A 25,685-nucleotide genomic window follows, 5' to 3' on the forward strand; every position below is an offset into this window, starting at 1 on the left:
ATTCCTTTTAAAAAAGAGATGTCCCAATTTTGGACATCTCTTTTTATAATAAAGGCGATAATAACCGATACGTTGATTCAACAATTCGTCTATGAAGACGCCTTTTATGAAAACGATCGACGTGAATTTCACTGGATTCTTCTAAATCGTCTTTAAAATCTTGAACAAGCTTTCGAATGCTATCTGTATCATATAAAAAGGCATTTACTTCAAAGTTCAAATGAAAACTTCTCATATCCATATTCGCTGTCCCAATTGAAGCTAAATCAGAATCGACAATGACAACTTTACTATGGAGAAAACCTTTTTCGTATTCATATATCTTTACCCCTGCATCTAAAAGCTCTGGGAAGTACGATCTCGATGCGTAAAAGACAGTTCGCTTATCAGGCTTACTCGGCATTAACAACCGAACATCAATACCAGCAAGTGCTGCTACTTTTAATGCGGATAAAATATCATCATCCGGAATGAAATACGGCGTTGCAATCCAAATGGATTTCCGCGCAGAAGCAATCATGGCAAAATATAAATGTTTAATTGTTTCCCATTTATTATCCGGCCCACCTGCAACGAGCTGCACGCCGCCCCAATGCTCCCCCTCAACTGCTTTCGCTTGTAAATATTCAGGGGCCAGCACAGCCTCACCAGTCATATAAAACCAATCTTGAAGGAAAATAAGCTGCAAACTTTGCACAGCTTCCCCACGCAAATATAAATGCGTGTCTCGCCAAAAGCCGAAGTACTTATCCTTTCCTAAATATTCATCACCAATATTTAATCCACCTACAAATCCTTCATTCCCATCAATAATAACGATTTTTCGGTGATTTCGATAATTAATCTTATCGTTTAAAATCGGAAAGCGCACAGGGAAGAACGGAATCATTTCGACACCTGCATCGTTTAATTCTTCAATATACGATTTTGATAATTTAAAACTTCCAACCGCATCATATAAAAAACGAACGACTACGCCTTCTTTTGATTTTTGTATTAAAATATCTTTAATTTCTGTTCCAAGTTTATCATCACGCACAATGTAATATTCCATATGAATGTGATGTTTCGCTCGTTTTAATCCATCTAAAATAGCCTGAAACGTTTCATCTCCATTTGTTAATGTTCTCGTTTCAGTTTGAAATGAAATATTTAAAGCGCCTAAGCGATCCGCTAAACGAAATAACAGCTCTTGATGCTTATGATTGCGCAAAATCCGTTCTTCGTAATCTTCATGCCCCTTATATTGTAAAAACGCTTGTTCATCCAGCAACGCCTTCTTTTGGAACATTCTCTTCCTCCGAAAGTTCTGCCCGAATAATAAATAAGCGAAGAATCCAAATACCGGAAAAATCCCTAACACAATGAGCCATGTAAGTGTTTTTGACGGATGGCGGTTCTCTAAGAAAATAACGCAACCAATTAAAAATGCAGATACCGTAAATAAAATACTAATAATACCTAAAATCGAAACATCTTTTATCCCAATTACATCCGAATAAAACGCTACATCAATAAACATACGTAATGCCACAAATAATGCGAACAATAGTAAAACAAAGAAAATCAACTTTAACGTATTTTTCATCTCTTACCTCCTTACTAAGAAAGCTTTCCTATTCTTCATATAAAAAGCCGATTTCATACTACAGAAATCGGCCTACGTTTTAGCAGGAAAATTATTGCGAATTGTTTCAAGCGCATGCTCTTTCACAATTTGTTTCCCATACTCACTTACACGATGAATTGTTAAAGTTGATTCTTCCCCGTATTCTAAAACAATGCTTAAAATGCGATCAATTTCTTCTTCATCATGTAGCACTTCATCGAATTCCACATATACATAATAGCGGTCCTCAAATGAATACAGCTCATCTTTTATATCTTCAAAGATAAGACGATGACTTAATGAAATGACATCTTCAAAATCATTAAACTTAATTAAAAAGCCAAACGTACCATCTTCGTTAAAGTTTGTACCTGCTTGTTCCTCTACCTCTTCCACTAATTCTTGCTGGAATAATGATTCAATACCTTCATCTAGAGGAATGTCTATAATTTTATCTACACCTATTGGTAGTTCTAGCTTTTGTCCATCCTTTGAAAGTTCTGCTTTCGTTACAAGTACTTCAATCCCTTTATCGACTGCTTGCACTTGAATCCATAACGGCCCATCAATAAAGAAATCGTCATGATCACGAGCTTCGTCCATCATTTCCCAAAAGAGCTCTTCGCTTCTTTCGCGGTCATACCAAATTTCCTCACGATTAAAGCCTCTGTCCTCTATATCAATGTACGTAATAAAAAATTTCATCGTATGATCATTAATTCTTTCAATATCCAAAATACAACTCTCCCTTCCTGCTTAGAATTGTTATGAAGGGATTCCCCACTCATATGACAAATCAATAGATTCTTGTACTCTCATTTTATGATAAGATTCTCCAGAATGGAAATAAAATCGATTTATTTTACAAAAATAGTTATATACCTATCTTCATTCAATGGTATACACAAATATATCATTGTCGCGATGCCTCACTTATAAAAAATTTGGACATACATTTCCATCTTCCCCCGTACACTGTAATAAAGTGAAACTTTTATTAGAGAAGATGCTTTAGTCCTTTTCACCACATACATATAGTTCGCTTATTAAAACATCATAAATGGAGGCAGACGAATGGACTTAGAGTTTTTAACATCTGTACTAATGATTGTCGGTATCGATGTTGTATTAGGTGGTGACAACGCAATTGTCATCGCACTAGCTAGCCGAAATTTACCTGAATCGAAACGAAATAAAGCTATTTTGATCGGTACTCTTTTAGCAATCGTACTAAGAATTATCCTTACTATACTAGCTGTCTATTTGCTCGACATTCCATTTCTGCAGCTTATCGGGGGCATTTTACTTACATTCATTGCAGTAAATTTACTAACTGATAATAGCAACGATCTTTCTTCTATTCAAGGAAAAACAACTTTATTTCAAGCTGTGCGTACAATTGTATTCGCGGACCTTGTTATGGGATTTGACAACGTTATCGCCATTGCAGGGGCAGCTCACGGAAGATTTTTACTCGTAATAATCGGTTTACTCATTTCTATCCCGATTATTATTTGGGGCAGCAAACTCATTTTAATACTTATGGAACGCTTTCCATTCCTCATTTATTGCGGGGCAGCAATTCTCGCTTATACAGCAGGAAAAATGGTCACACATGAAGACAGACTTGCAACCTTTTTTCATAACAACCCAAGTTTCACTGCAGGCATTCCTTACTTATTTATTTTCACCATCTTATGCATCGGCTTTATCGTTCAACGAGTTCGATTACGAAATTTGAAACATTAAAAAAAACCTTCTACTATATAATAGGTAGAAGGTTTTCATATTATTATAATTAATTTACAAGACGCTGTGCTTCACGTAATTGGAACGTTCTTACTGTACGTGGTAAGAAACGGCGGATTTCGTCTTCATTGTAACCTACTTGAAGGCGTTTCTCGTCAATCATAATTGGACGACGTAAAATCCCTGGATAGTCACGAATCATCTTATATAAATCTTGAAGTGGTAAAGACTCTAAGTTTACATTTAATTCTTGGAAAACTTTCGAACGAGTAGAAATAATCTCATCCGTTCCGCTTTCTGTCATACGTAAAATCTCTTTAATTTCCTCAATCGTTAACGGATCTGAGAAAATATTACGTTCTGTATAAGGAATATGATTTTCCTCTAGCCATAATTTCGCCTTTCTACAAGACGTACAGCTTGGAGAACTATATAATGTTACCATACAAAGCTCACTCTCCTTAAAGAGTACAAATTCTGTACTAATTACAGTTTAAATTTCTAAATTCAGCAATTTTTCGCGATACCTTGTCTTAAAACAAAGTGCAAAAATTGCTTTTCATGTAAGCAACAACTTTTAGTAAACAACAATTACTTTTAATAAGTAACTTCTATAATCATTATACAATAGATTTTGCAAGAAATATACAGTAAATTTCCTTCTAATTGAGAAAACTCTTCCGTGTATTCCACTGCTATGTAACATGATCACACTTAAATCAACTGTTCTTTAACAATAACCTTCAATCCTCTTAACACTTGCTTTTCATAGATTTTCCATGTGATATATAGTTATTTTCTCATAATCTTCCCTATGAAAAAGAGAACGTTTTCTTACCTTTTCCTGATAAATCAATTAAGAAATGTAAGACTATCTAAGTGAGAATTTCAAAGAACATTTGTTCTTATCTTAACAAACATTCGCATCCATGTCTATAAGATTTCTAAAATAAACCGAACATTTTTCTGACATTTCTTTCTTTTTTATCTTTTATCTCATACAATAAACATACAGACAGGCAAAGGGGGAATTTGCGAATGATTGCTTTTTTTATTGATTTTGTCACTGTTGCTGCCCTCATCATCGGAATAACAGCATTGATTGGCGTCATTACAAATAGTATTGGTGAAAAACTCTTTGGCGGAAAAGAAAAGATGAAGTTTGTTAATAAAAGTTTAGATGTACAATCCGGCTGGAACAAGGTTGGTGGGAAAGGTATTTATAAGAAACGTACGTATTAAAAAAAGCAGGCAATTACCTGCTTTTTTCTTATTTCTCTACTGACGCCCATTTAAAGCTTAAATCGCCGCCATATTTATGGTTGTACATATTTTTAATGGAATCTCTTTGTAAGTATGCTCTACCACGTTGATATACCGGTACAATCGCAGCGTCATCAAGTAACATTTTCTCTGCTTCTAGTAAGCTTTTCCAACGAGCATTTACATCGCTTCCATCTTTTTTTGCTTTCATGATGATCTCATCATATTTCGGATTAGAATATTTCATTTTATTTTGTGATCCGTCAGTTACAAACATATCAAGATATGTAATTGGATCTGGGAAGTCTGCACTCCATCCAGAGAATGACATGACGAAATCGCCCGCATCTTCTAATTTTAGTTTTTGTGCGAATGGTTGTTGTTTAATTTTTACTGTTAAACCTGGTAAATTCTTTTCTAACTCACCTTTTAAATATTCCCCTGTTTTCTTCGATAATTCAACATCTTCGTTTAATAACTCTAATTCGATTTCATTTTTACCAAGCTCTTTTTTACCAGCTTCCCAATATTTCTTCGCTTCTTTCACGTTTGGTTTTACAATATCTCCATTTACAGCACGGAAGTCCTTTTTATCCGGTCCTTTAATGAAGTTATCAGGAATTAATCCTGTTGCTGGCTTAGAACCGTTATTTAATAATGTATCAACGAACGGTTTACGTTCAAAAGCAAGTGAAATTGCTTTACGAATATTTTTATTTGCTAACGCTGGATCTTTTTGATTTAAACGAAGGAAGAATACAGATGTATCTTCTACTGTTTGGAAATCTGGTTTTCCTTTATATTTATCGATGAACTCCGCTAATAACGTTGCTCGATCGACTGCGTTTGTTTCATATAAATTAATTGGTGTAGACGTATCTTTAACAATATTAAAGTTTACTTCCTCAATCTTCACTTCTTTATTATCCCAATATGACGGGCTCTTTGTCATTTTAAAGCTACGTTCATGTTGCCAATCACTTAATGTAAATGGTCCGTTATAAAGTGTTGTATTCGCTTCCAAACCAAACTTCGTACCTTGCTCTTTCACGAACTTTTCATTCACAGGATAGAAGATTGGATATACCATTAAATCTACAAGGTATGGAATGGAATTGTCTAATTCCACTTCTAATGTATAATCATCAATCGCCTTTACCCCTAATTGGTCCGGACTCATCTCTTTTTTATTAATTTTCTCTGCATTTTTTATATCATACATAATGTACGCTGATTTCGCAGCTGTATCTGGGTTAATCGCTCTTTGCCATGCGTATACGAAATCTTTCGCTGTCACAGGCTCACCATTTGACCATTTTGCGTCTTCACGTAATGTAAATGTATATTTTTTACCATCTTCTGACTTTTTGAATTCCTTCGCTACACCAGGAACTAGCTTATCATCTTTTCCTAAACTGTATAAGCCTTCCATCGTATTAGTCATTACTCTTGAAGAAACTGCATCAGCTGATAACGCTGGATCCATCGTTGGGATTTCTTGCGTTTCAATTAAGTTAATAACTTGCTTCGCACCGCTTTTCCCGCTATCCCCTTTTGCGTTCGCTTGCGGCTCATCTTTTTGGTAGCTACATGCCCCTAACATCATGCTCATTGCTACTGTTGATACTACAAAAACTGGCATCTTTTTTTTCATATTTCCACCCTCCACAAAAATGTTAGCCCTTTCATTTTCAAACAAAAAGAAATATATATATGTTCTAACAATTCATATTATACACACAAATATATTTTTTGTATATTTATATTCCTATTTTATTAAAATTTTCTGTTAAAACTTAATCCTTTGTAAACGTTTCATATTGCTGATTTCCCTTACTGAAGTGTCAGAAATAATTATTTTTATATTTTTCTGAATTATTATATAAAAACAAATTTTATATTTTATAATACTTTACGCATAATTATCCTTCTGTTTTTATCATAAAATAGCTCTCCCTTCATAATAAAGATATGTAGGTTAAAATGAGTGCAAAGGTTAAGAAAGTATGTTACGATACACTTTGCTAAAAACAGATATCGGTAAAGAGGGGACGGACATGACAGCAATTCAGGCAAAAAACAGGCCTACTGAGAAATTAAGTTTATTCTTATTAACATGGCCTATTTTTCTAGAAGTTTTTCTATTTATGTTAATGGGGATCGCTGATACTTTCATGTTAAGTGCATTATCAGACGATGCTGTATCTGGGGTTGGTGCAGCGAATCAATATCTCCATATCGCTATTTTGGTACTAGAAGTCATCGGGAACGGCGCAGCTATCGTCGTATCTCAATACCTCGGTTCCAAACGTTTTATGGAAGCATCTAAAATATCAGCTTTAGCCGTCACATTAAATTTAGTGGTCGGACTCGTTATAAGTGCTGGTTTTCTTTTATTTTCAAAACATATGATGATGGCGATGAACTTACAAGGCGATGTACTTATGTATGCACAGAGCTATTTATCTATCGTCGGAGGAGCTATTTTCCTTCAAGCTATTATTAATTCATTAGCCGCAATTATCCGCGTACATGGCTTCACAAAGCAAGCAATGTTTATTTCACTTGGAATGAATATTATTCATATCGCTGGAAACTACGTACTCATTTTCGGGAAATTTGGTTTCCCAGAACTCGGTGTACAAGGGGCTGCCATTTCTTCTGCTGCCAGCAGGCTAATCGCACTTATCGTTTTCTTCTGGTTACTGTACCGCGTTATGGAGTACCGTGTGAAATTACAATACTACTTCACCTTATCAAAAGAATACATCGGGAAAATTTTAAAGATTGGGATTCCATCTGCATTTGAACAGGTTATGTATCAAGCTTGCCAAATTGTCTTCTTATACTATGCAACATATTTAGGAACGGAATCGTTAGCGGCTAGACAATACGCTACGAACATCTCTATGTTCACTTATTTATTCGCTATTGCAATCGGTATGGGAACTGCAATTATTATCGGACGCCTCGTTGGCGGTGGTGAAAAAGATGAAGCATATGAACGTGTATGGAAAAGTGTAAAGTGGGCGATTGGTGTCACTTTATGTATGGTTGCTCTCGTTATTACATTCCGCACACAATTAATGGGACTATTTACAGATAATCCGCACATTATTGCGTTAGGTGCAAGCGTTCTTTTACTAAGTGTACTACTTGAAACAGGGCGTACGATGAACATCGTCATCATCAATTCACTTCGCGCAGCTGGTGATGCAAAGTACCCAGTTTTAATCGGCGCATTCTCTATGGTGTTAATGAGTTTACCACTCGGTTATTTTTTCGCCTTCCATTTAGATATGGGGCTCGTTGGTATTTGGCTAGCAATTGCTATTGATGAATGGACACGTGCCATTATTATGTTCTTCCGCTGGAAAAGTAGAGCGTGGGAGCGTTATGCGCTTGTTAAACCTCAAGAACAAGAGGAGATTGTTTCTGTTCAGGCACAATAATACTCGTTTAATTAAGGTGTAGTCATTAGTATAGGCAACTTATATCTGCGATTCTTTAAATATATCGACTTACCGAGAAATATTGACAACTCTTTTATATAATAAAAAATCCATTCTTCCGTGATAGAAGAATGGATTTTTTATTATTGATAAATCTCTTTATATTTCTTATACTCCGCTTCAGAACATAATACGAAATGTCCTGGGCGAATTTCACGCATTGTCGGTTCTTCACTACCATAATTGTGCTGAGATGGATCGTATACGATACGTTTACGATTGCGCTCATAATCTGGATCTGGAAGTGGAATTGCTGATAATAGTGATTTTGTATATGGATGAATTGGATTTGCATATAACTCATCACTTGTTGTTAATTCAACGATTTGACCACGATACATTACGCCAATGCGGTCACTAATGTATTTTACCATTGATAAATCATGGGCAATGAATAAGTATGTTAATCCTTTTTCTTTTTGTAACTTTTTCAGTAAGTTTACAACTTGTGCCTGAATTGATACGTCAAGTGCTGAGATTGGCTCATCGGCAATGATAAATTCAGGTTCTACAGCAAGTGCACGAGCGATACCGATACGTTGACGTTGTCCACCTGAGAATTCATGCGGGAAACGGTTTGCGTGCTCTTTATTTAAACCAACTGTGTTTAATAATTCATGCACACGGTCCATACGCTCTTTTTTGTTTTTCGCTAATCCGTGAATATCAATACCTTCTGCAATAATATCCCCTACTGTCATACGCGGGTTTAATGATGCATATGGATCTTGGAAAATCATTTGCATTTTACGGTTGAATTTCTTCAGTTCTGCGCGTGATTTTTTACCATGTACATTTTCACCATCAAACAATACTTCACCAGCAGTTGCATCATATAAACGAATGATCGTTCTTCCAGTTGTTGATTTACCACAACCCGATTCTCCTACAAGACCAAATGTTTCTCCGCGGTAAATATCAAATGAAATATCATTAACCGCTTTGACAACACCACCACTCACGTCGAAGTGCTGCTTTACATTTTTTACTTCAATTAATTTCTCACGTTGTTTAGTCATGTTGTTCACCTGCTTTCATTTGAAGAATACGTTTTTCAACGACTGCCGGCGGTTTTACTTCTGGAGCTTGCTCATGAAGTAACCAAGTTGCCGCATAGTGTGTATCACTTACTTTAAATAAAGGTGGGTCCATTTCAAAATCAATTTTCAGTGCCTGTGGGTTACGTGGTGCAAAAGCATCTCCCTTTGGCGGCTTCAATAAATCTGGAGGCGTTCCAGGGATTGCATATAACTCTTCTTCTGAACCATCTAAACTTGGCATAGATGCGATTAAGCCCCAAGTATATGGATGTTTTGGATTGTAGAAAATTTCATCTACAGTTCCGATTTCAACAACTTTACCAGCGTACATAACTGCTACGCGGTCCGCAACGTTCGCCACTACACCTAAGTCATGCGTAATGAAAATGATTGCTGCTTCTGTTTTTTGTTGAATGTCCTTCATAAGCTCTAAAATTTGCGCCTGAATTGTAACGTCTAGCGCTGTTGTCGGCTCATCGGCAATCAATAATTTTGGGTTACAAGCTAATGCCATCGCAATAACTACACGCTGTCTCATACCACCAGAGAATTGGTGCGGATATTGTTTTAAACGAGCTTCTGGATTTGGAATACCTACAAGGTCGATTAATTCCAACGCAACTTTACGTGCGTCTGCTTTACTCATTCCTTGGTGTTTAATAAGACCTTCCATAATTTGATTTCCAATTGTCATCGTTGGGTTTAATGATGTCATTGGATCTTGGAAAATCATCGCGATATCTTTACCACGTACTTGCTGCATTTCTTTTTCTGTTAATTTCGTTAAGTCACGACCTTCAAATACGATTTCACCATTTTTAATGCGTCCAGGAGGATTCGGAATTAATCCCATTAACGCTTTAGAAGTAACTGATTTCCCAGAACCAGATTCTCCTACAATCGCTAATGTTTCCCCTTTTTTCAAATCAAAAGTAACGCCGCGTACAGCTTGTACTTCACCTGCATGTGTATCAAAGGAGACTTGTAAATCTTTTACCTCTAACAATGTTTTCATCTTTGCCTCTCCCCTCTTTTACTTACGCATTTTTGGATCTAACGCATCGCGTAATCCGTCTGCCATTAAGTTAAACGCTAAAATTAATATACTGATGACAACCGCAGGAATGAACATCATATGCGGATACGTTTGAATTGATTTATAACCGTCATTTACAAGAGAACCAAGTGATGCGAATGGTGGCTGAATACCTAAACCGATGAAGCTTAAGAACGCCTCACCAAACACCGCTGTTGGAATTGTAAACATTGTCATTACGATAATTGGTCCCATTACGTTCGGGATTAAGTGTTTTACAATTAATTGTGTATTTGTTGCACCTAATGTACGAGATGCTAATACGTATTCTTGGTTTTTTAATTTTAAGATTTGTCCACGAACGATACGCGACATCCCTATCCAACCTGTAATTGCCATTGCAAGTGTAATTGACCATATACCAGATCCCATAATGATTACCATTAAAATAACGATGATTAAGTATGGAATACCGTTAATAATCTCCATAATACGTTGCATAATGTTATCTACTCTACCGCCATAGAATGCTGAAATACCTCCATATGCAACCCCAATTACTAAGTCAATTGCTGCTGCTAAAAGAGCGATATATAATGATACGCGTGTACCTTCCCATGTTCTTGTCCATAAATCGCGTCCAAGATCATCTGTACCAAACCAGAAATACTCTTTAATATCACGTTTTTCATATTGGTCAACACCATATTGATCTGTACCGTCAAATGGTAACCAATGAACATTTTCAATAACTGGAATTTTCGGTGGCAATTTTGCACGCCCTAAATCTTGCTCTTTATACGAGTGCTTACTTACCATCGGTCCGAAGATTGCTAGTAAGATAATAAGCGTTAATAAAACTAAACCAAACATTGCTCCTTTATGTTGGAACAAACGTCTTCTTACATCTTGCCAAAACGTTAAGCTTGGACGGGCAATGACTTCATTATCCACATTATTTTGATTAGCTTGTTGAAATAAGTCTGGAGATAATTTTTGTACATCTTTCATCATTTTTTCCCTCCCGCTAAACGAATACGAGGATCAATAATTCCGTATAAAATATCAACAATGAAAATAACTAAGATGAAGATCGCACTATAGAAAATTGTAGTTCCCATAATAACTGTATAGTCATTCACTGTAATAGATTTAACGAACTGTTCCCCTAGTCCTGGTACAGCATAAATTTGCTCAATAACTAATGTACCTGTAATTAACCCTGCAACCATTGGTCCTAAAATTGTTACAACTGGAATTAACGCGTTACGAAGGGCGTGTTTGATAATGATAACGCCTTGGCTAATTCCTTTCGCTTTCGCTGTTAAAATGTAGTCAGCTTGCATAACTTCAATTAACTCTGCACGAGCGAAACGTGCGATTGTTGCGATAACTGCCATCGATAAAGCAATTGTAGGCATTACTGTAAACTCTGGTCCTTTCCAGAATGCTACTGGGAACCATCCAAGTTTTACCCCTACGAAATATTGTAGTAATGCGGCAAATACGAACGATGGTACCGACATCCCGAGTACGGAAATAATTGTTGCTCCATAATCGACCCACGTATTGTTACGAAGTGCCGCAACGATTCCTAAAATTAAACCAATAAATGTTCCTAATATAATCGCTTGTAAACCAAGTTGTGCTGATGGTCCAATGCGATCCACAATCATGTCTGTTACTGGACGGTTATCATATTGGAATGATACCCCTAAATCCCCTTTTGCTAAGTTACCTAAGTAACGTGCGTATTGAACTGGTACTGGATCATTTAAGCCATATTTTTCAAGAATGATTTCTTTTTGTGCCGGTGATAACTTCTCCTGGTTTTTAAGCGGAGAACCCGGAAGTAATTTCATTAAAAAGAAAGTCAGTGTAGTAATTAAAAATAATGTCAAAGCCATGTACACGAAACGTTTTAATACATAACGTCCCATAGTCAAGCACCTCCCCGTTTTTCTCAAAAGCAATAAGATAGTTTTAAATATTCTTACTTTTATTTTTTTAAAATAAGAGTACATGCCCATCATAGGCATATACCCTTATTCATGATGGAAACCATTTTTAGTTTTTGAGTTCAACCCACTTATAGCTAAATTCCCCGCCATATTTATGTTCTAATAGGCCAGTAATAGATTGGCGTTGTAAATATGCTTTTCCAGGTTGATATACTGGAGCAATTGCCGCATCTTCAAGTAGTTGTTTTTCTGCTTGTAATAATGCATCCCAACGAGCTTGTACATCAACTTCTGTTTTTGCTTTTTTAATTAAATCATCATACGCTGGGTTTGCGTAATGTACTTTGTTTTGCGCATTACCTGTCGTATACATTTCAAGGAATGACATTGGATCCATATAATCTGGACTCCATCCCGCATATGACATTGCATAATCTCCACTTGCTTCAAGTTTTAATTTTTGTGCAAATGGTTGCATTTTTGTTGGAACTGTTAAACCTGGTAAGTTCTTTTCAAATTGGCCTTTTAAATACTCTCCGATTTTTTTAGCATCATCAGTATCAAAGTTTAATAGCTCTAACTCTACTTTGTCTACACCAAGTTCTTTTTTACCAGCTTCCCAGTATTTTTGTGCTTCTTTCATATCCTCTTTTATAAGCTTTCCGTTTTCTTCACGGAAGTCTTTTCCATTCGGACCTTTTGCTAAGCCTTTCGGAACAAAACCATATATACCCTCTGAACCATCGTTTAAGATTACTTTTCCGATGTTTTCACGTTCAAAGGACATTGCAATTGCTTTTCGGATATTTTTATTTGCTAAAAATTTATTCTTTTCATTTAAGCGAATAAATTGTGTAGATGGTCTCTTAATCGTTTTAAAGTCAGCATCTGATTTGTATTTATCTACAAACTCTGATGTTAAGACTACACGATCAATTGCTTTCGTTTCATATAAATTTATAGCAGTTGAACGATCCTTAACAATATTGAAGTTTATTTCCTCAAGTTTTACTTCTTTATTTTCCCAATACGTTGGATTCTTCTTAAGCTTGAAACTTTGTTCATGCTTCCATTCATTTAATACGAATGGACCATTATAAAGTGTCGTATTGGATTCTAATCCAAACTTTGCTCCTTGTTCTGTTACAAATTTCTCATTCAAAGGATATAATGTTGGATAGACTGTTAAACTTACAAAATAAGGAACAGGGTTATCTAATTCCACTTCAAGTGTATGATCATCAATTGCCTTTACACCAAGTTCTTCAACTGGTAACTCTTTTTTGTTAACTTTCTCCGCATTTTTAACATCAAATAGTATGTAAGCAAACTTGGCACCCGTGTTTGAATCTACAGCCCTTCGCCAAGAATAAACGAAGTCCTTCGCTGTTACAGGTTCACCATTAGACCATTTCGCATCTTCACGTAACTTAAACACATATTTTTTTCCATCCTCTGATTTCTCATAAGATTTAGCGACACCCGGAACAAGTTTATCATCTTTCCCCAGACGATATAACCCTTCCATTGTGTTATTCATGATGTTAGAAGATGTTGCATCTGTTGATAACGTCGTATCCATAGTTGGGATTTCAGCTGTCTCAGTTAGATTTAACACTTGCTTGTTTGAGGATTTTTCTTTCGCGCCTGCTTTATTATCCTCTTTTTGGTAACTACAAGCTCCTAACATACTGACAGTCAACGTCGATGCAAGTAATAACGGTATCTTTTTCTTCATGTTGTATTGCCTCCCCTAATTGCACTTCCTGTACCCTCACTTGTAAAAAAGTAGAATTGAAAGAATAATCTCCAAGTTTCTACAATTTTCATTATACATATAATATAACAATTGTGAATATAGTTTTTTGTTTTTTTGTTAAAATTTTTAATAAAATGTTTATTTTTTTATTTTTTTGTAAAGGGATACGTTAACATTGCTACCATCATCTTGCAATCAGACCTTTAATTGCGTATAATTTTCAAAAAATTAGTTCTAGTACATATTATAGCTTTTATAGTATAATAATTCTAGTAATATTTTGACGGAGGGGAACATTTTGAATAAAGTTTTTTTTCATACTTGTATACTAATTTTCATAGCGATAATCGCTTCTAGTATTGGTGCATTCCTCGTTTCATCGCATTTTTTGTTGAATTTTGTCAACATCTCTTTTTATATTGCACTATTTTTTATTCTTATAGGCGGTTTTTTATTCATATTTCAAAATGGATTTTTTAACGTAACAATTTACGCATTCCAAAGAGTATTTGGTACGAACAAAAAAATTGACTCTTTAATTGAAGAAGTAGAGGAACCTGTCGATAAGAAAGAACGTATTTATAAAACATATTCATTCAAATGGACGTATCCAATTTGCATTACCGGTATCATTCTTGGATTATTCTCGACCTTCATTAGCTTTACTATTTTGATGTAGTTTGCAAACACTATCCCATATGATATAATAATCAGCAAAACATTTTGTTATAAAACTTTAGTTCTTTCATACTTAAAAGAGCTCAGGTAACAATAAATAAATTTATATGTATGCGATGATAAAGAAGAGTACATATTGAGGCAATTTCAGAGAGCTTGTGGCTGGTGTGAACAAGTAATTGTACAGTATGGAATGGGCTTTTGAGCTCCAAACCGAACCGAAAGTAGTAGGCTTTGGCGTTATATCCAAACGTTATTATGGATTAGAGAGATTTCACAGCAGTGAAATAATTAGGGTGGTACCGCGGTCCATTCGTCCCTATAGTTTTTTGGGATGAATGGGCTTTTTTGTTTGCCTTCTCTTCCCCCATTACGCATTCAAATTTAGGAGGAATTACTTATGTCAGTTATCTTTTCTGGTATTCAGCCAAGTGGAACGATTACACTTGGAAACTATTTAGGAGCTATGAAGCAATTTACAGAGCTTCAAAATGAACACGACTGTTATTTCTGTATTGTAAACCAACATGCGATTACAGTACCTCAAGATCCTGTCGGGCTTCGTAAAAACATCCGCAGTCTTGCTGCACTTTATGTAGCATGCGGTATCGATCCTGAAAAAGCTACGTTATTTGTACAGTCAGAAGTACCGGCACACGCTCAACTAGGATGGATTATGCAATCAGTTGCTTACGTTGGAGAATTAGAGCGTATGACGCAATATAAAGATAAAGCGTCAGGTAGAGATTCAGTACCAGCTGGATTACTAACGTATCCACCATTAATGGCTGCTGATATTTTACTTTACAACACTGAGATCGTGCCTGTTGGTGATGATCAAAAGCAACATATGGAATTAACACGTGACCTAGCAGAGCGTTTCAACAAACGCTTCCGTGAAGTATTCACAATTCCTGAAATCCGCATTCCAAAAGTAGGAGCTCGCGTTATGTCACTAACAGAGCCTACGAAAAAAATGAGTAAATCTGATCCGAATCCAAAATCAATGATCAGCATGCTTGATGAACCAAAAACAATTGAAAAGAAAATTAAAAGTGCTGTAACTGATTCTGAAGGTATCGTGAAATTCGATAAAGAAAACAAACCTGGCATCTCTAACTTATTAACAATCTACTCTTCATTCTCTGGAAAAACAGTTGAAGAAATCGAAGAAATGTACGAAGGAAAAGGATATGGCGACTTCAAAGGCGACCTAGCACAAGTAGTCGTAGAAGCGATTCGCCCAATCCAAGACAAATATAACGAACTAATTAACTCACCAGAACTAGACGAAATTCTAGACAAAGGTGCCGAAAAAGCAAACCGCGTCGCATTCAAACAACTACGCAAAGTAGAAAACGCAATGGGACTAAGCAGAAAACGTAGGTAACATATAAAGCGGAGGCGGCTCGCTTAGAATGTGAGGGGGATGGAGCTCCTGACGTAGAGGCGTTTTTTGCCTCGCAGGAAGGCGCGAAGCCACCGAACATTCTTGCCGCTGGAGCTGGATTTCATATAAAAGCGGAGGCGGCTCGTTCAGCTCTGACTGGCTAAGGTTCTTTCGCATAAAAGGCGCTTTTTGCCTTCTTATGCGGAAGGTTCTTAGACACGAAGAGCTTGCTGCTGAAGATAAGTTACACCAAATTAAAAAAACCGCCGATTGGCGGTTTTTTTAATTTACCTTTTGCTCGTTTTCCATTTCCCATAACTTTTCAAAAAATGGCTGTCCTTTTACGAGACGCTCGCATAATTGTTCGTGCTTCTCAGACCAACCTGTTTTCGCTTCATCGTACAGCTTAGCCCAAATATCTTCAAATTCCATATGTTGAACCATTCCGTATGCTGATGGATCCCACTCTGTGAACCAATAGCGAATTTCTGCTGTGTTTTTCGTTGTATGTAATTGATCTAACGCCATAAATAGTAATTGTTTAAGCTGCCTTTCTTTACGAGTTAAGCCATTCATAATGAAAGGTGATGGTGATAAAATATGATGTTCTTTTTCCATTTCTTCTACTTGGAACTCATACTTTTCTGCTTGTACGTTTTCTACCATCTCATATACCATCTGCTCTTGGCGCGGTATAAGTCTGCTCTTTCGAATTGGCACGTTGTAACCAATTGTATCGATCGCAATAATTCCTTTTCCATCTGTAACTACAAAGCAATACTCTTGCTGCAAACGTTCATGATTTTTACGAATATAAGCCTTATGATGTACGTCTTCCAACATTTTTTGCGGAAGCTCTAACAATTCGTTCTCGATGTAATGATATAATGTGGAATCTACTTTTAATAATGGCACTTGATCTAATAGCTCAATCGTATCATCTTTCCGCCATTCGTAAAAATGACAAACGTTATACCCATTCTCTTCACCTTCAAACCAATTTACCCATACATCATGTAGATATAACATTCACTACCCCTCACTTCACTACTGTTTGTATCCATCATTATGTTCAATTTTTCTTAACTTTATTCCACCTAAGGAAATATATTCTAATTATTATTTTTTCTTCTATTAATACTAAAAAAACAGGAAAGAGAGCTCCTGTTTTTTATATATGAAATGTATTGGCTTTATTTAATATTTCTTTCGCATCTATAGGCAATAAAGAAAGTGTATCTTCTCCTTGCAAAGTTACACAATCTTTGACAATATGAAATCCAAGCGCATAGCCAAGCATCTTCGGATAAGAGTGAAATCCATTTAATAAGATGTCGTGCTCCCTTGTTCCTCGCTTTATACTTATTCTTTCATGTACAACGTTTTTCCAATAATATATAGCCTCTTCTTTTGAAAGATACGTCGTCCATGGTGCATTGTTTTTTTCTGAATATCTTTCCGTTACCGCTTGCTCAGCTAACCCTTCCATAATCATCGTATCAAGTAATGTATATTCCGTTTCTTTCGTCTCAATTTGATGCAACCTGCATATGTGATGATATTCATGCGCCAATAGCACTTTTAATTCTTCCACCGAATTCCGTCCACATACGAATAAGAAAATAACGTGACGCATAGATAATCCAGCCCTGCCGTTATACTCTTCTTGTACAGTTCGATTATAGGAATCTGATAATAGAATAAAGACAGGGACATCTGGACCTTTTAACCAATTTTTCAGTTTCTCATACTCCGCACGTAACTCTTTCCAAACTTCCTTTTTCTCTAACTCTGTAATTTCTCGTTCTCCTCGCATAACAGGGCGATACATACCTTTAGAAATTAAAAAGCGATACAACCTTTCTTTTGGCAGCGGGATATACTTCGTAAACTTCTCACACAGCTTTTCTGGCCGTCCATAATATAGATGTAACCACTCAGCAGTTTCAACAATCCCCATCTTTATCCCTCCTTTTTCTTATGTATATGCAAAAGGAGAAAAAGGCGTAAAAATAAATAAGGAGTTTTTTCGCAATATGTTACGAAAAAACTCCTTATTTCATCTATTATTTATACGCTTTAAATACTAATACTGCGTTATGACCACCGAATCCTAATGAATTACTTAACACCGCGTTTACTTCTTGATGTCTCGCATTATTCGGTACGTAATCTAAGTCACATTCTGGATCTGGTGTCTCATAGTTAATTGTTGGAGGAATTACTCCATCTGTAATTGATTTAATAGAGAAGATTGCTTCAACAGCACCAGCTGCCCCTAATAAGTGACCTGTCATTGATTTCGTTGAGCTGATTGCTACTTTATACGCATGCTCACCGAACGTTTCTTTAATTGCCATCGTTTCATACTTTTCATTCGCATCCGTACTTGTACCATGCGCATTAATGTAATCAATATCTTCTGGCTGTAGACCTGCATCCGCTAAAGCTTGACGCATTGCGCGCACGCCGCCTTCACCGCCAGGAGCTGGCATTGTAATATGGAATGCATCACCAGTTGCACCGTAACCAGCGATTTCCGCATAAATGTGAGCACCACGAGCTAATGCGTGCTCTAATTCTTCAAGAATTAAAATACCTGAACCTTCACCCATTACGAAACCACTACGGTTTTTATCGAATGGGCGGCAAGCTGTTGCTGGATCTTCATTGAATGTTAATGCTTTCGCTGAGCTAAATCCTGCGAATGCCATACTTGTTAACGGCGCCTCTGCTCCACCTGTAATCATTGCATCAGCATCACCACGCTGAATTGCTTTAAACGCATCACCAATTGAGTTTGCACCAGATGCACAAGCCGTTACAGAACAAGTGTTAATTCCTTTTGCTCCTGTTGCGATTGATACTTGGCCTGCTGCCATATCTGGAATCATCATCGGTACGAAGAATGGGCTCACGCGGCGCGGGCCTTTCTCAGTAAAAATCTTAAATTGTTCTTCGTATGTTTCCATACCACCAATACCAGAACCAATCCATACACCAATTCGAGGTCCATTTTCTTCTGTAATCTCAAGCTTTGCATCTGCCACTGCCATTTTCGCTGCTGCTACTGCATATTGTGTAAAGCGATCCATACGACGCGCTTCTTTTTTATCAATATATTTCTCGACTTCAAAATCGTTAATTTCTGCTGCTACTTTTGCTGGAAATAGTTCCGGATCAATTCTTGTAAGTCGTCCGATTCCAGATACACCTTTTTTAATGTTTTCCCACGCTGTTTCAACATCTGTACCGACCGGTGTAACAGCTCCTAGTCCTGTAATTACGACCCTCTTTTTTTCCATACAAAATACACTCCTTTTTTTCTCTCAGTCCTTATTTACCCCAACGAAGAGCGACTGCTCCCCATGTTAATCCGCCGCCAAAACCAACAAGTATAATTAAATCACCATCTTGAATACGTCCGTTTTGCAATTCCTCTACCATTGCAATCGGAATGGAAGAAGCTGATGTATTACCGAACTTCTCAATTGTCATACTCATTTTTTCTTGTGGTAGATTTAATCTCTCTCTTGCAGATTCCATAATACGAATATTCGCTTGATGCGGTACTAAGAAATCCACATCTTCCTTCGTAAGACCAGCTTTATCTAGAACGCGAAGACAAGAATCCCCAAGTTGACGAACAGCAAATTTAAAGACTTCTCTGCCATTCATCATAACATACTCATCTTGATAAAGATGCTTACCGCCACTTCCGTCCACTCCTAATTCGAAAGATAGAACGCCTTTACCTTCTGAAACAGCTCCCATTACGATCGCACCGGCTCCGTCTCCAAATAGTACTGCTGTATTTCGATCGTTCCAATCTACAATTTTAGATAGTTTATCACTACCAACTACTAGTATATTTTTATAAGTTCCCGTTTGAATAAATTGCTGCGCTGTAATCATTCCGTACATAAAACCAGCACACGCTGCACTTAAATCCATTGCAGCTGCATGTTTTGCGCCAATCGCTTCTTGAATAACACAAGCTACTGCTGGAAAAGCACGATCTGGCGTTACTGTTGCTACTAAAATAAGATCGATATCCTCTCCGCTAATCCCTGCATCTTCAAGTGCTTTTTTAGAAGCCTCTACGGCCATATATGAAGTATCTATTGTATCATCGGCAATGCGTCTTTCCGCAATACCTGTTCTCGTACGAATCCATTCATCGGATGTATCCATTACTTTCTCTAAATCGTGATTTGTGACTACTTTTTCCGGCACATATCTTCCGATCCCTAAAATGCCCACGTTCACATCGCAGCCCTCCGTTTTATATCAATTATTATGACTTGGTACTAATTTTAAAACATAAATGTATTTTTGTCTAGAATATATTTCAGCTAAAACATAAAGCTAACGCATTATTCGCCTTATTGTTTATGAAAAGAAACGGAAACATACCTTTACCTGTTCTTTCGAAATATAAAAAAGCTCGAACCGTTTCTACTTACAGTTCAGGCCTCTCTTCCATCTAAATTTTTATTCTTTATCTGCTTTCCTTCTAAACTAGAGGGTTCTCCTCACTACTTTTCCTTTAGCCTCTTCATATATCTGGTTTTCCCCCAGGCGAGAATAAAAAAGGCCCTGACCGCTTCTATCCACGGTTCGGGCCTCTCTTCCATCTAAATTTTTATTCTTTTTATTCTTGATCTGCTTTCCCAAGCTCATATGCTTCGTTCATAACTTTCATCAATAACTCTAATACTGGTTGAGCTTTCTCCATATCAAGCGCAATTCCATTATCATCTAAAATGGCCTTTGCTTCTGGTAAATGCTTCATTGCGATTTGTAAAAATTGCATGCTTTTCTCATTCATATTATGTTCTTCCTCTCCATTAAAACTTTCACATACATAGTGTAACACGCTCGCTATCCTTCGTATAACTCTTTATATTTTTTCATATGTGCCAATTGTTTATTTAAACCGTATTCTAACGGAGTATTTCTTTTTATCGAAATAACCTCTACTGTTCCATCTCTTTCTTCCAGATTCTCTTTTTTCACTTTATCCTCTGCACGTAAAAGGTTCATACCTTTTTTCCATAATGATTTTTTACCACTAAGTAAATTATATATACCGAGATATTCCTCGTTCATGCCATTTTCCCATAAGTATTCACATACATCTTCAACGTACAGTAGATCACTGGCGTTTTCCTCACTCGTATAATGGCACTCTTTCTCACCCAGTTCTGATAAAATGAGCTGATGATACATCATAAAAGATGGTTGCCATGGCCCATATAATGTAGGAACTCGAAATACACTATATTGTACCTCTCCTTTTTTCAATCCTTCTTCCACTTTCGCAAATAGACGTTTATTTTCGGACTCATCTACGTTTCCTACTTCAATAGAAGAAATTAGATTTAACTTCACTTTATGTTCTTCACACAGTCTTATCATTCGCTTTAAATACTGTAATATAACTCTTTCATTTCGAAAGCCACTTTGTTGGTTAGGCTCATACAGACAAAAGTAAACGGCATCAAATTTCTCTTCCTCTACGGATCTCCATCCGTCTTCATCTCTTATCGAATAATACGTAAATAACGCATTTCGCCCAATTAACAATAACTTCTCTTCATTAATTTTTGTCATATTATCGAATTCATCAAAATCAAGACCATATACTTCTACTTCTTCTGCAATCATTTTATTCACAAGGTGATAACCTACAAACGTAAGTGCACCTATAATTAGCACGCGTTCCATACCACCAACCCTTTCTCCTTGAAACAAATAGCTCCTCATTTATGTATATGGGAGCTTCACAATTCTTCTTCATATTTTTTAAAGAAATCAGTCGTTTGCCTAACCATTTTATATTTCACATCTTGCAGATGGAATAAGACAGAAGTATCGCATTGGTTCAATTGCCTCATTTTCTCGTATTTACGTAGCAGCTGTTTTCTTCCTCTTTTTTCTTGTGTTGATACAAAAATTTTAACAGGTACACAAGACGGAAGAAGCGTAAATGATTTCTTATTTATTTTCGCTTCTAATTCTTCTTCTTTAGCATCATACGCTAAACTTAATTCCTTCAAGAGTCTCTTGTAAAAAAATTTATGCTCTTTCTCAAACTCCACATATTCTGGTAAATCTAAACACGGATTTAACATAATGACAGAACGTATACATTCAGGGTATTTGTTCATCATTTCAAGCGCAACAAGTGCCCCCATACCATCTGCCATAATGTGCATTTTTGCATTTAATGTCTCTTTTCTCAGAACAACGTCATATAGGCGTTTTGCTAGACGAACAGATTGATCGTTTCCCCAATGTCTTCCGTATAAATTAGAAGAAAAGACCGTATAGCCTTCCTCAATAAGGCCATGTAAAAAATAAGATCTACCCGCATGCTGTGTCCATAAACTTGTACCATTCTCAATAAAGTAGTTGTAATCACCTAGAAGCATGACAGAAAATCCATTTGGCTTCTCCGGTAAATAAATGACACATGGTTCTTTTTCTAAGTAAAAAAAACGTTCCGTAATACTCATTTTTCCCCCGCCTTATTTTCTAAACGTATAAAAGTACTCTTTTATAATGTATGAACGGAATGCAAATTTGCGTTGAAAAATCTACAAATATTTTTCTATATTCTTTTTTCAATTGTGTTACAATAAGGACAGATTGAACGAATAGAGGTGTAAAATATGCGTTTCATTTGGGCATTAATTTTGTCGTTCTTGCTTGTACATATGATGAGCTACGTAATCGGCTCTATGACTGGCGGTACATACGATTTTAACCAAGCGTCTATTTTCTCAGTTGTTCTTGCAGTATTAGTACTAGCAATTTCAGCTACAATTCCAAACGAGCCAGTAGAACAACACTAAAAAAAGAGTCCGGATTTTATCCGAACTCTTTTTTGTTTTACTTCACATGAACGACTAATTCGTTATTTTCTACATCAACAACTACGTGACTGTTATCAGTAATCGTTCCTGCAATTAATTCTCTCGCTAATTTCGTCTCAACTTGACGCTGTACATATCGTTTTAACGGACGAGCTCCGTACATCGGATCGAAGCCAGCTTCGACAACAAACTCTTTCGCTGCGTCTGTTAATTCTACCGTAATATGACGGTCAGCTAAACGGCCTTGTAATTCTTTTACAATTTTATCAACAATATCTTTAATTTCATTCGTTGTAAGAGGTTTGAATAAAATAATTTCGTCGACACGGTTTAAAAACTCTGGTCGGAAATGACCTCTTAATTGTCCCATGACAAGTTCTCTTGATTCTTCTTTAATGGAGCCATCTTCTCCTAATCCATCTAATAAATGAGCAGATCCAATATTTGAAGTCATAATAATAACCGTGTTTTTAAAGTCTACTGTACGTCCTTGCGAATCTGTAATGCGACCGTCATCTAACATTTGTAATAAAATGTTGAATACTTCTGGATGTGCTTTTTCGATTTCGTCTAATAAAATAACCGAATACGGTTTACGTCTTACCGCTTCTGTTAATTGACCGCCCTCTTCATATCCAACATATCCAGGAGGCGCACCAATTAAGCGTGACACAGCGTGTTTCTCCATATACTCAGACATATCAATACGAATCATTTGTTCTTCACTATCGAATAATGACTGCGCTAACGTTTTTGCAAGTTCTGTTTTACCAACACCAGTAGGTCCTAAGAAAATGAAGGAACCAATCGGACGGTTCGGGTCTTTAATACCTGCGCGTGCACGAAGAACTGCGTCTGATACTAAGCTTACTGCTTCCTCTTGTCCGATGACACGCTCTGATAAAATTTGCTCTAAACGTAGTAATTTCTCGCGTTCACCTTCAACGAGTTTTGCAACAGGAATACCAGTCCAACGTGAAACAATATCAGCAATTTCTTCTTCACTTACTTCCTCACGTAATAAACGATTTTCTTGTTTATTATGCGCGCCCATTTCTTCTGCTTCTTTTAACTCTTTTTCAATTGCAGGAATTTTTCCATGGCGAAGTTCCGCTGCTTTATTTAAATCGTAATTCCCTTCTGCTTCTTCTAATTCACGGCGCAGACGCTCTAAATGTTCACGTAAGTCACGCACTTTGTGAATATCTTCTTTTTCTTTCTCCCATTTCGCTCTCATACCACTTGCAACTTCTTTTAAATCCGATAATTCACGTTGCAACGTTTTTAGACGTTCTTGGCTACCAAAGTCCTTTTCTTTTCCAAGAGCCGCTTCTTCAATTTCCAGCTGCATAATGCGGCGCGTTACTTCATCTAATTCTGTCGGCATAGAATCGATTTCTGTACGAATTGTTGCACAAGCTTCATCGACAAGATCAATTGCTTTATCCGGTAAGAAACGGTCCGAAATATATCGATCTGATAAAACTGATGCTGCTACAATCGCGCGGTCATGAATATTTACACCATGATAAATTTCAAAACGCTCTTTTAAGCCACGTAAAATGGAAATTGTATCTTCAACAGTTGGTTCTTCTGCTAATACTTGTTGGAAACGTCTTTCTAGCGCTGGATCTTTCTCAATATATTTACGATATTCATCTAACGTCGTCGCCCCGATACAATGCAGTTCACCACGCGCAAGCATCGGTTTTAACATATTTCCTGCATCCATTGCGCCTTCTGTTTTACCAGCGCCGACGATTGTGTGAAGTTCATCAATGAATAGTAAAATACGACCTTCACTCTTTTTAATTTCATTTAATACAGCTTGGAGACGCTCTTCAAATTCACCGCGGAATTTCGCTCCAGCTACAAGCGCACTCATATCTAATGCAAAGATTGTTCTATCTTTTAATCCTTCAGGTACATCCTTTTTCACAATACGCTGTGCTAACCCTTCAACAATTGCTGTTTTACCAACACCTGGTTCACCAATTAAAACTGGGTTGTTTTTCGTTTTACGTGAAAGAATGCGGATTACGCGGCGAATTTCACTATCGCGGCCGATAACAGGGTCAATTTTCCCCGCTCTTACTTCTGCCACTAAATCACGACCATATTTTTCTAACGCTTCATAAGTTGCTTCTGGATTTTGACTAGTCACTCTTTGATTCCCCCGAACTGTCATTAAAGACTGTAATAAGTTATCTTTCGTAACATGAAATCTTGTAAATAATTGGCTTATATCGCCTTTTTCTTCAGTAAAAGCAAGTAATACATGTTCAACTGAAATGTAATCATCTTGCAATTTCTCTGCTTCTTTTCCTGCTCTTACAAGCAGTTGTTGCAAAGCACCTGTTATATATAATTTACCTGCTTCTGCACCGCTCCCCGTTACGGAAGGCTTTTTCTTAATTAAATTTTCGGCGCCTTGTTTTAATGCTTCTATATCGACGTTCATTTTTTGAAAAATACGTACTGCTAACCCATCTTGCTCTTCTAATAATGTAAACAAGAGATGAACAGTATCTACTTCTTGATGATGATGAGATACCGCTAAAGATTGAGCACTCATAATCGCCTCTTGTGTTTTTGTTGTCATTTGATTTAAGTCCATCTTTACAGTCCTCCAAATGTTTGACTTTCTTTGACCTTTGATTTGATTATACGCCAACTGACTTTTTTATACAATAATTTTGCTTATGTATTTTCAAACTTATTATTGGAAAAAGAAAAAGGGAAAATTCATTATGCTACTTAAAAAAGCACGGTAAATGAAATTATAATTTATGACGACAAAAAAGCCG

The 25,685-nt window shown here is 36.6% G+C and carries 23 protein-coding genes and 1 other annotated feature; of the genes, 6 read left to right on the top strand and 17 right to left on the bottom strand.

Annotated features, from left to right (window positions below; genetic code table 11):
• Nucleotides 1-43: 43 nt before the first annotated feature.
• A complete protein-coding gene (locus tag QCI73_RS21175; RefSeq protein WP_353823682.1) occupies nt 44-1,588 on the bottom strand; it encodes a cardiolipin synthase in 1,545 nt (514 codons plus the stop codon).
• A gap of 72 nt (nt 1,589-1,660) precedes the next feature.
• A complete protein-coding gene (gene mecA / locus QCI73_RS21180; RefSeq protein WP_000350710.1) occupies nt 1,661-2,344 on the bottom strand; it encodes an adaptor protein MecA in 684 nt (227 codons plus the stop codon).
• Nucleotides 2,345-2,683: 339 nt separating this feature from the next.
• Here mecA and QCI73_RS21185 point away from each other — a divergent pair, with 339 nt between their 5' ends.
• Nucleotides 2,684-3,358, top strand: coding sequence for a TerC family protein (locus QCI73_RS21185; protein ID WP_000362601.1), 675 nt, complete (start codon nt 2,684-2,686; stop codon nt 3,356-3,358).
• Between the two features lie 49 nt (nt 3,359-3,407).
• Here the strand turns inward: QCI73_RS21185 and spx are convergent, their stop codons facing one another.
• A complete protein-coding gene (gene spx, locus QCI73_RS21190; protein WP_000258267.1) occupies nt 3,408-3,803 on the bottom strand; it encodes a transcriptional regulator Spx in 396 nt (131 codons plus the stop codon).
• A gap of 593 nt (nt 3,804-4,396) precedes the next feature.
• Between spx and QCI73_RS21195 the strand changes: the two genes are divergently transcribed.
• Nucleotides 4,397-4,600 (top strand): hypothetical protein, encoded by a 204-nt coding sequence (locus tag QCI73_RS21195; protein ID WP_000559977.1) that lies wholly within the window; start codon nt 4,397-4,399, stop codon nt 4,598-4,600.
• A 28-nt stretch (nt 4,601-4,628) separates the two neighbouring features.
• Here the strand turns inward: QCI73_RS21195 and QCI73_RS21200 are convergent, their stop codons facing one another.
• Entirely contained in the window at nt 4,629-6,275 is a 1,647-nt protein-coding gene (locus QCI73_RS21200; RefSeq protein WP_044792722.1) for a peptide ABC transporter substrate-binding protein, read from the bottom strand.
• A gap of 352 nt (nt 6,276-6,627) precedes the next feature.
• Here QCI73_RS21200 and QCI73_RS21205 point away from each other — a divergent pair, with 352 nt between their 5' ends.
• On the top strand, nt 6,628-8,073 hold the full coding sequence (locus tag QCI73_RS21205) for an MATE family efflux transporter (protein WP_327923511.1): 1,446 nt from the start codon (nt 6,628-6,630) through the stop codon (nt 8,071-8,073).
• A gap of 143 nt (nt 8,074-8,216) precedes the next feature.
• Here the strand turns inward: QCI73_RS21205 and QCI73_RS21210 are convergent, their stop codons facing one another.
• From QCI73_RS21210 to QCI73_RS21230, 5 genes are all read right to left on the bottom strand, one after another.
• Nucleotides 8,217-9,152, bottom strand: a complete 936-nt coding sequence (locus QCI73_RS21210; protein WP_000166346.1) for an ABC transporter ATP-binding protein — start codon at nt 9,150-9,152, stop codon at nt 8,217-8,219.
• On the bottom strand, nt 9,145-10,188 hold the full coding sequence (locus QCI73_RS21215; protein WP_000854346.1) for an ABC transporter ATP-binding protein: 1,044 nt from the start codon (nt 10,186-10,188) through the stop codon (nt 9,145-9,147). The genes QCI73_RS21210 and QCI73_RS21215 overlap by 8 nt, the downstream gene beginning before the upstream one ends.
• Before the next feature lie 18 nt (nt 10,189-10,206).
• The gene (gene opp3C / locus QCI73_RS21220) at nt 10,207-11,223 is read right to left on the bottom strand and encodes an oligopeptide ABC transporter permease (protein ID WP_000974101.1); all 1,017 of its coding nucleotides are present in this window, start codon (nt 11,221-11,223) and stop codon (nt 10,207-10,209) included.
• Nucleotides 11,220-12,149, bottom strand: coding sequence for an oligopeptide ABC transporter permease (gene opp3b, locus QCI73_RS21225; RefSeq protein WP_000534165.1), 930 nt, complete (start codon nt 12,147-12,149; stop codon nt 11,220-11,222). The genes opp3C and opp3b overlap by 4 nt, the downstream gene beginning before the upstream one ends.
• A 127-nt stretch (nt 12,150-12,276) precedes the next feature.
• Nucleotides 12,277-13,908, bottom strand: a complete 1,632-nt coding sequence (locus QCI73_RS21230) for a peptide ABC transporter substrate-binding protein (protein WP_000727229.1) — start codon at nt 13,906-13,908, stop codon at nt 12,277-12,279.
• 319 nt (nt 13,909-14,227) lie between these two features.
• Between QCI73_RS21230 and QCI73_RS21235 the strand changes: the two genes are divergently transcribed.
• Both QCI73_RS21235 and trpS read left to right on the top strand, forming a co-directional pair.
• Nucleotides 14,228-14,608, top strand: coding sequence for a DUF3899 domain-containing protein (locus QCI73_RS21235; RefSeq protein WP_001044987.1), 381 nt, complete (start codon nt 14,228-14,230; stop codon nt 14,606-14,608).
• Between the two features lie 106 nt (nt 14,609-14,714).
• Nucleotides 14,715-14,931 (top strand) — a binding site (T-box leader).
• A gap of 76 nt (nt 14,932-15,007) precedes the next feature.
• Complete coding sequence (gene trpS / locus QCI73_RS21240) at nt 15,008-15,997, top strand: tryptophan--tRNA ligase (protein ID WP_000110986.1); 990 nt, start codon at nt 15,008-15,010, stop codon at nt 15,995-15,997.
• Nucleotides 15,998-16,279: 282 nt separating this feature from the next.
• Here trpS and QCI73_RS21245 read toward each other — a convergent pair whose 3' ends face one another.
• From QCI73_RS21245 to QCI73_RS21275, 7 genes are all read right to left on the bottom strand, one after another.
• Nucleotides 16,280-17,026, bottom strand: a complete 747-nt coding sequence (locus tag QCI73_RS21245) for a YjbA family protein (RefSeq protein WP_000966137.1) — start codon at nt 17,024-17,026, stop codon at nt 16,280-16,282.
• A gap of 142 nt (nt 17,027-17,168) precedes the next feature.
• Entirely contained in the window at nt 17,169-17,957 is a 789-nt protein-coding gene (locus tag QCI73_RS21250; protein WP_277616383.1) for a DUF2268 domain-containing putative Zn-dependent protease, read from the bottom strand.
• Between the two features lie 106 nt (nt 17,958-18,063).
• Nucleotides 18,064-19,302 (bottom strand): beta-ketoacyl-ACP synthase II, encoded by a 1,239-nt coding sequence (gene fabF, locus QCI73_RS21255; RefSeq protein WP_000412651.1) that lies wholly within the window; start codon nt 19,300-19,302, stop codon nt 18,064-18,066.
• Nucleotides 19,303-19,333: 31 nt separating this feature from the next.
• The gene (fabH, locus tag QCI73_RS21260) at nt 19,334-20,266 is read right to left on the bottom strand and encodes a beta-ketoacyl-ACP synthase III (protein ID WP_353823683.1); all 933 of its coding nucleotides are present in this window, start codon (nt 20,264-20,266) and stop codon (nt 19,334-19,336) included.
• Nucleotides 20,267-20,651: 385 nt separating this feature from the next.
• Nucleotides 20,652-20,828 (bottom strand): ComZ family protein, encoded by a 177-nt coding sequence (locus tag QCI73_RS21265; RefSeq protein ID WP_009879752.1) that lies wholly within the window; start codon nt 20,826-20,828, stop codon nt 20,652-20,654.
• A gap of 53 nt (nt 20,829-20,881) precedes the next feature.
• The gene (locus tag QCI73_RS21270; protein ID WP_000486161.1) at nt 20,882-21,754 is read right to left on the bottom strand and encodes an NAD-dependent epimerase/dehydratase family protein; all 873 of its coding nucleotides are present in this window, start codon (nt 21,752-21,754) and stop codon (nt 20,882-20,884) included.
• A 29-nt stretch (nt 21,755-21,783) separates the two neighbouring features.
• Nucleotides 21,784-22,518: a lipase family protein gene (locus QCI73_RS21275; RefSeq protein ID WP_000028698.1), complete on the bottom strand. Its 735-nt coding sequence runs from the start codon at nt 22,516-22,518 to the stop codon at nt 21,784-21,786.
• Between the two features lie 156 nt (nt 22,519-22,674).
• On the opposite strand from QCI73_RS21275, the gene QCI73_RS21280 reads away from it, so the two are divergent.
• Complete coding sequence (locus QCI73_RS21280; RefSeq protein ID WP_353823684.1) at nt 22,675-22,857, top strand: YjzD family protein; 183 nt, start codon at nt 22,675-22,677, stop codon at nt 22,855-22,857.
• A gap of 37 nt (nt 22,858-22,894) precedes the next feature.
• On the opposite strand, the gene clpB is transcribed toward QCI73_RS21280, so the two are convergent.
• Nucleotides 22,895-25,495, bottom strand: a complete 2,601-nt coding sequence (clpB, locus tag QCI73_RS21285; RefSeq protein WP_353823685.1) for an ATP-dependent chaperone ClpB — start codon at nt 25,493-25,495, stop codon at nt 22,895-22,897.
• Nucleotides 25,496-25,685: the final 190 nt, after the last annotated feature.

Origin of the sequence: Bacillus cereus group sp. MG16 (genome assembly GCF_040459875.1) — a bacterium.
GTDB lineage: Bacteria > Bacillota > Bacilli > Bacillales > Bacillaceae_G > Bacillus_A > Bacillus_A paranthracis.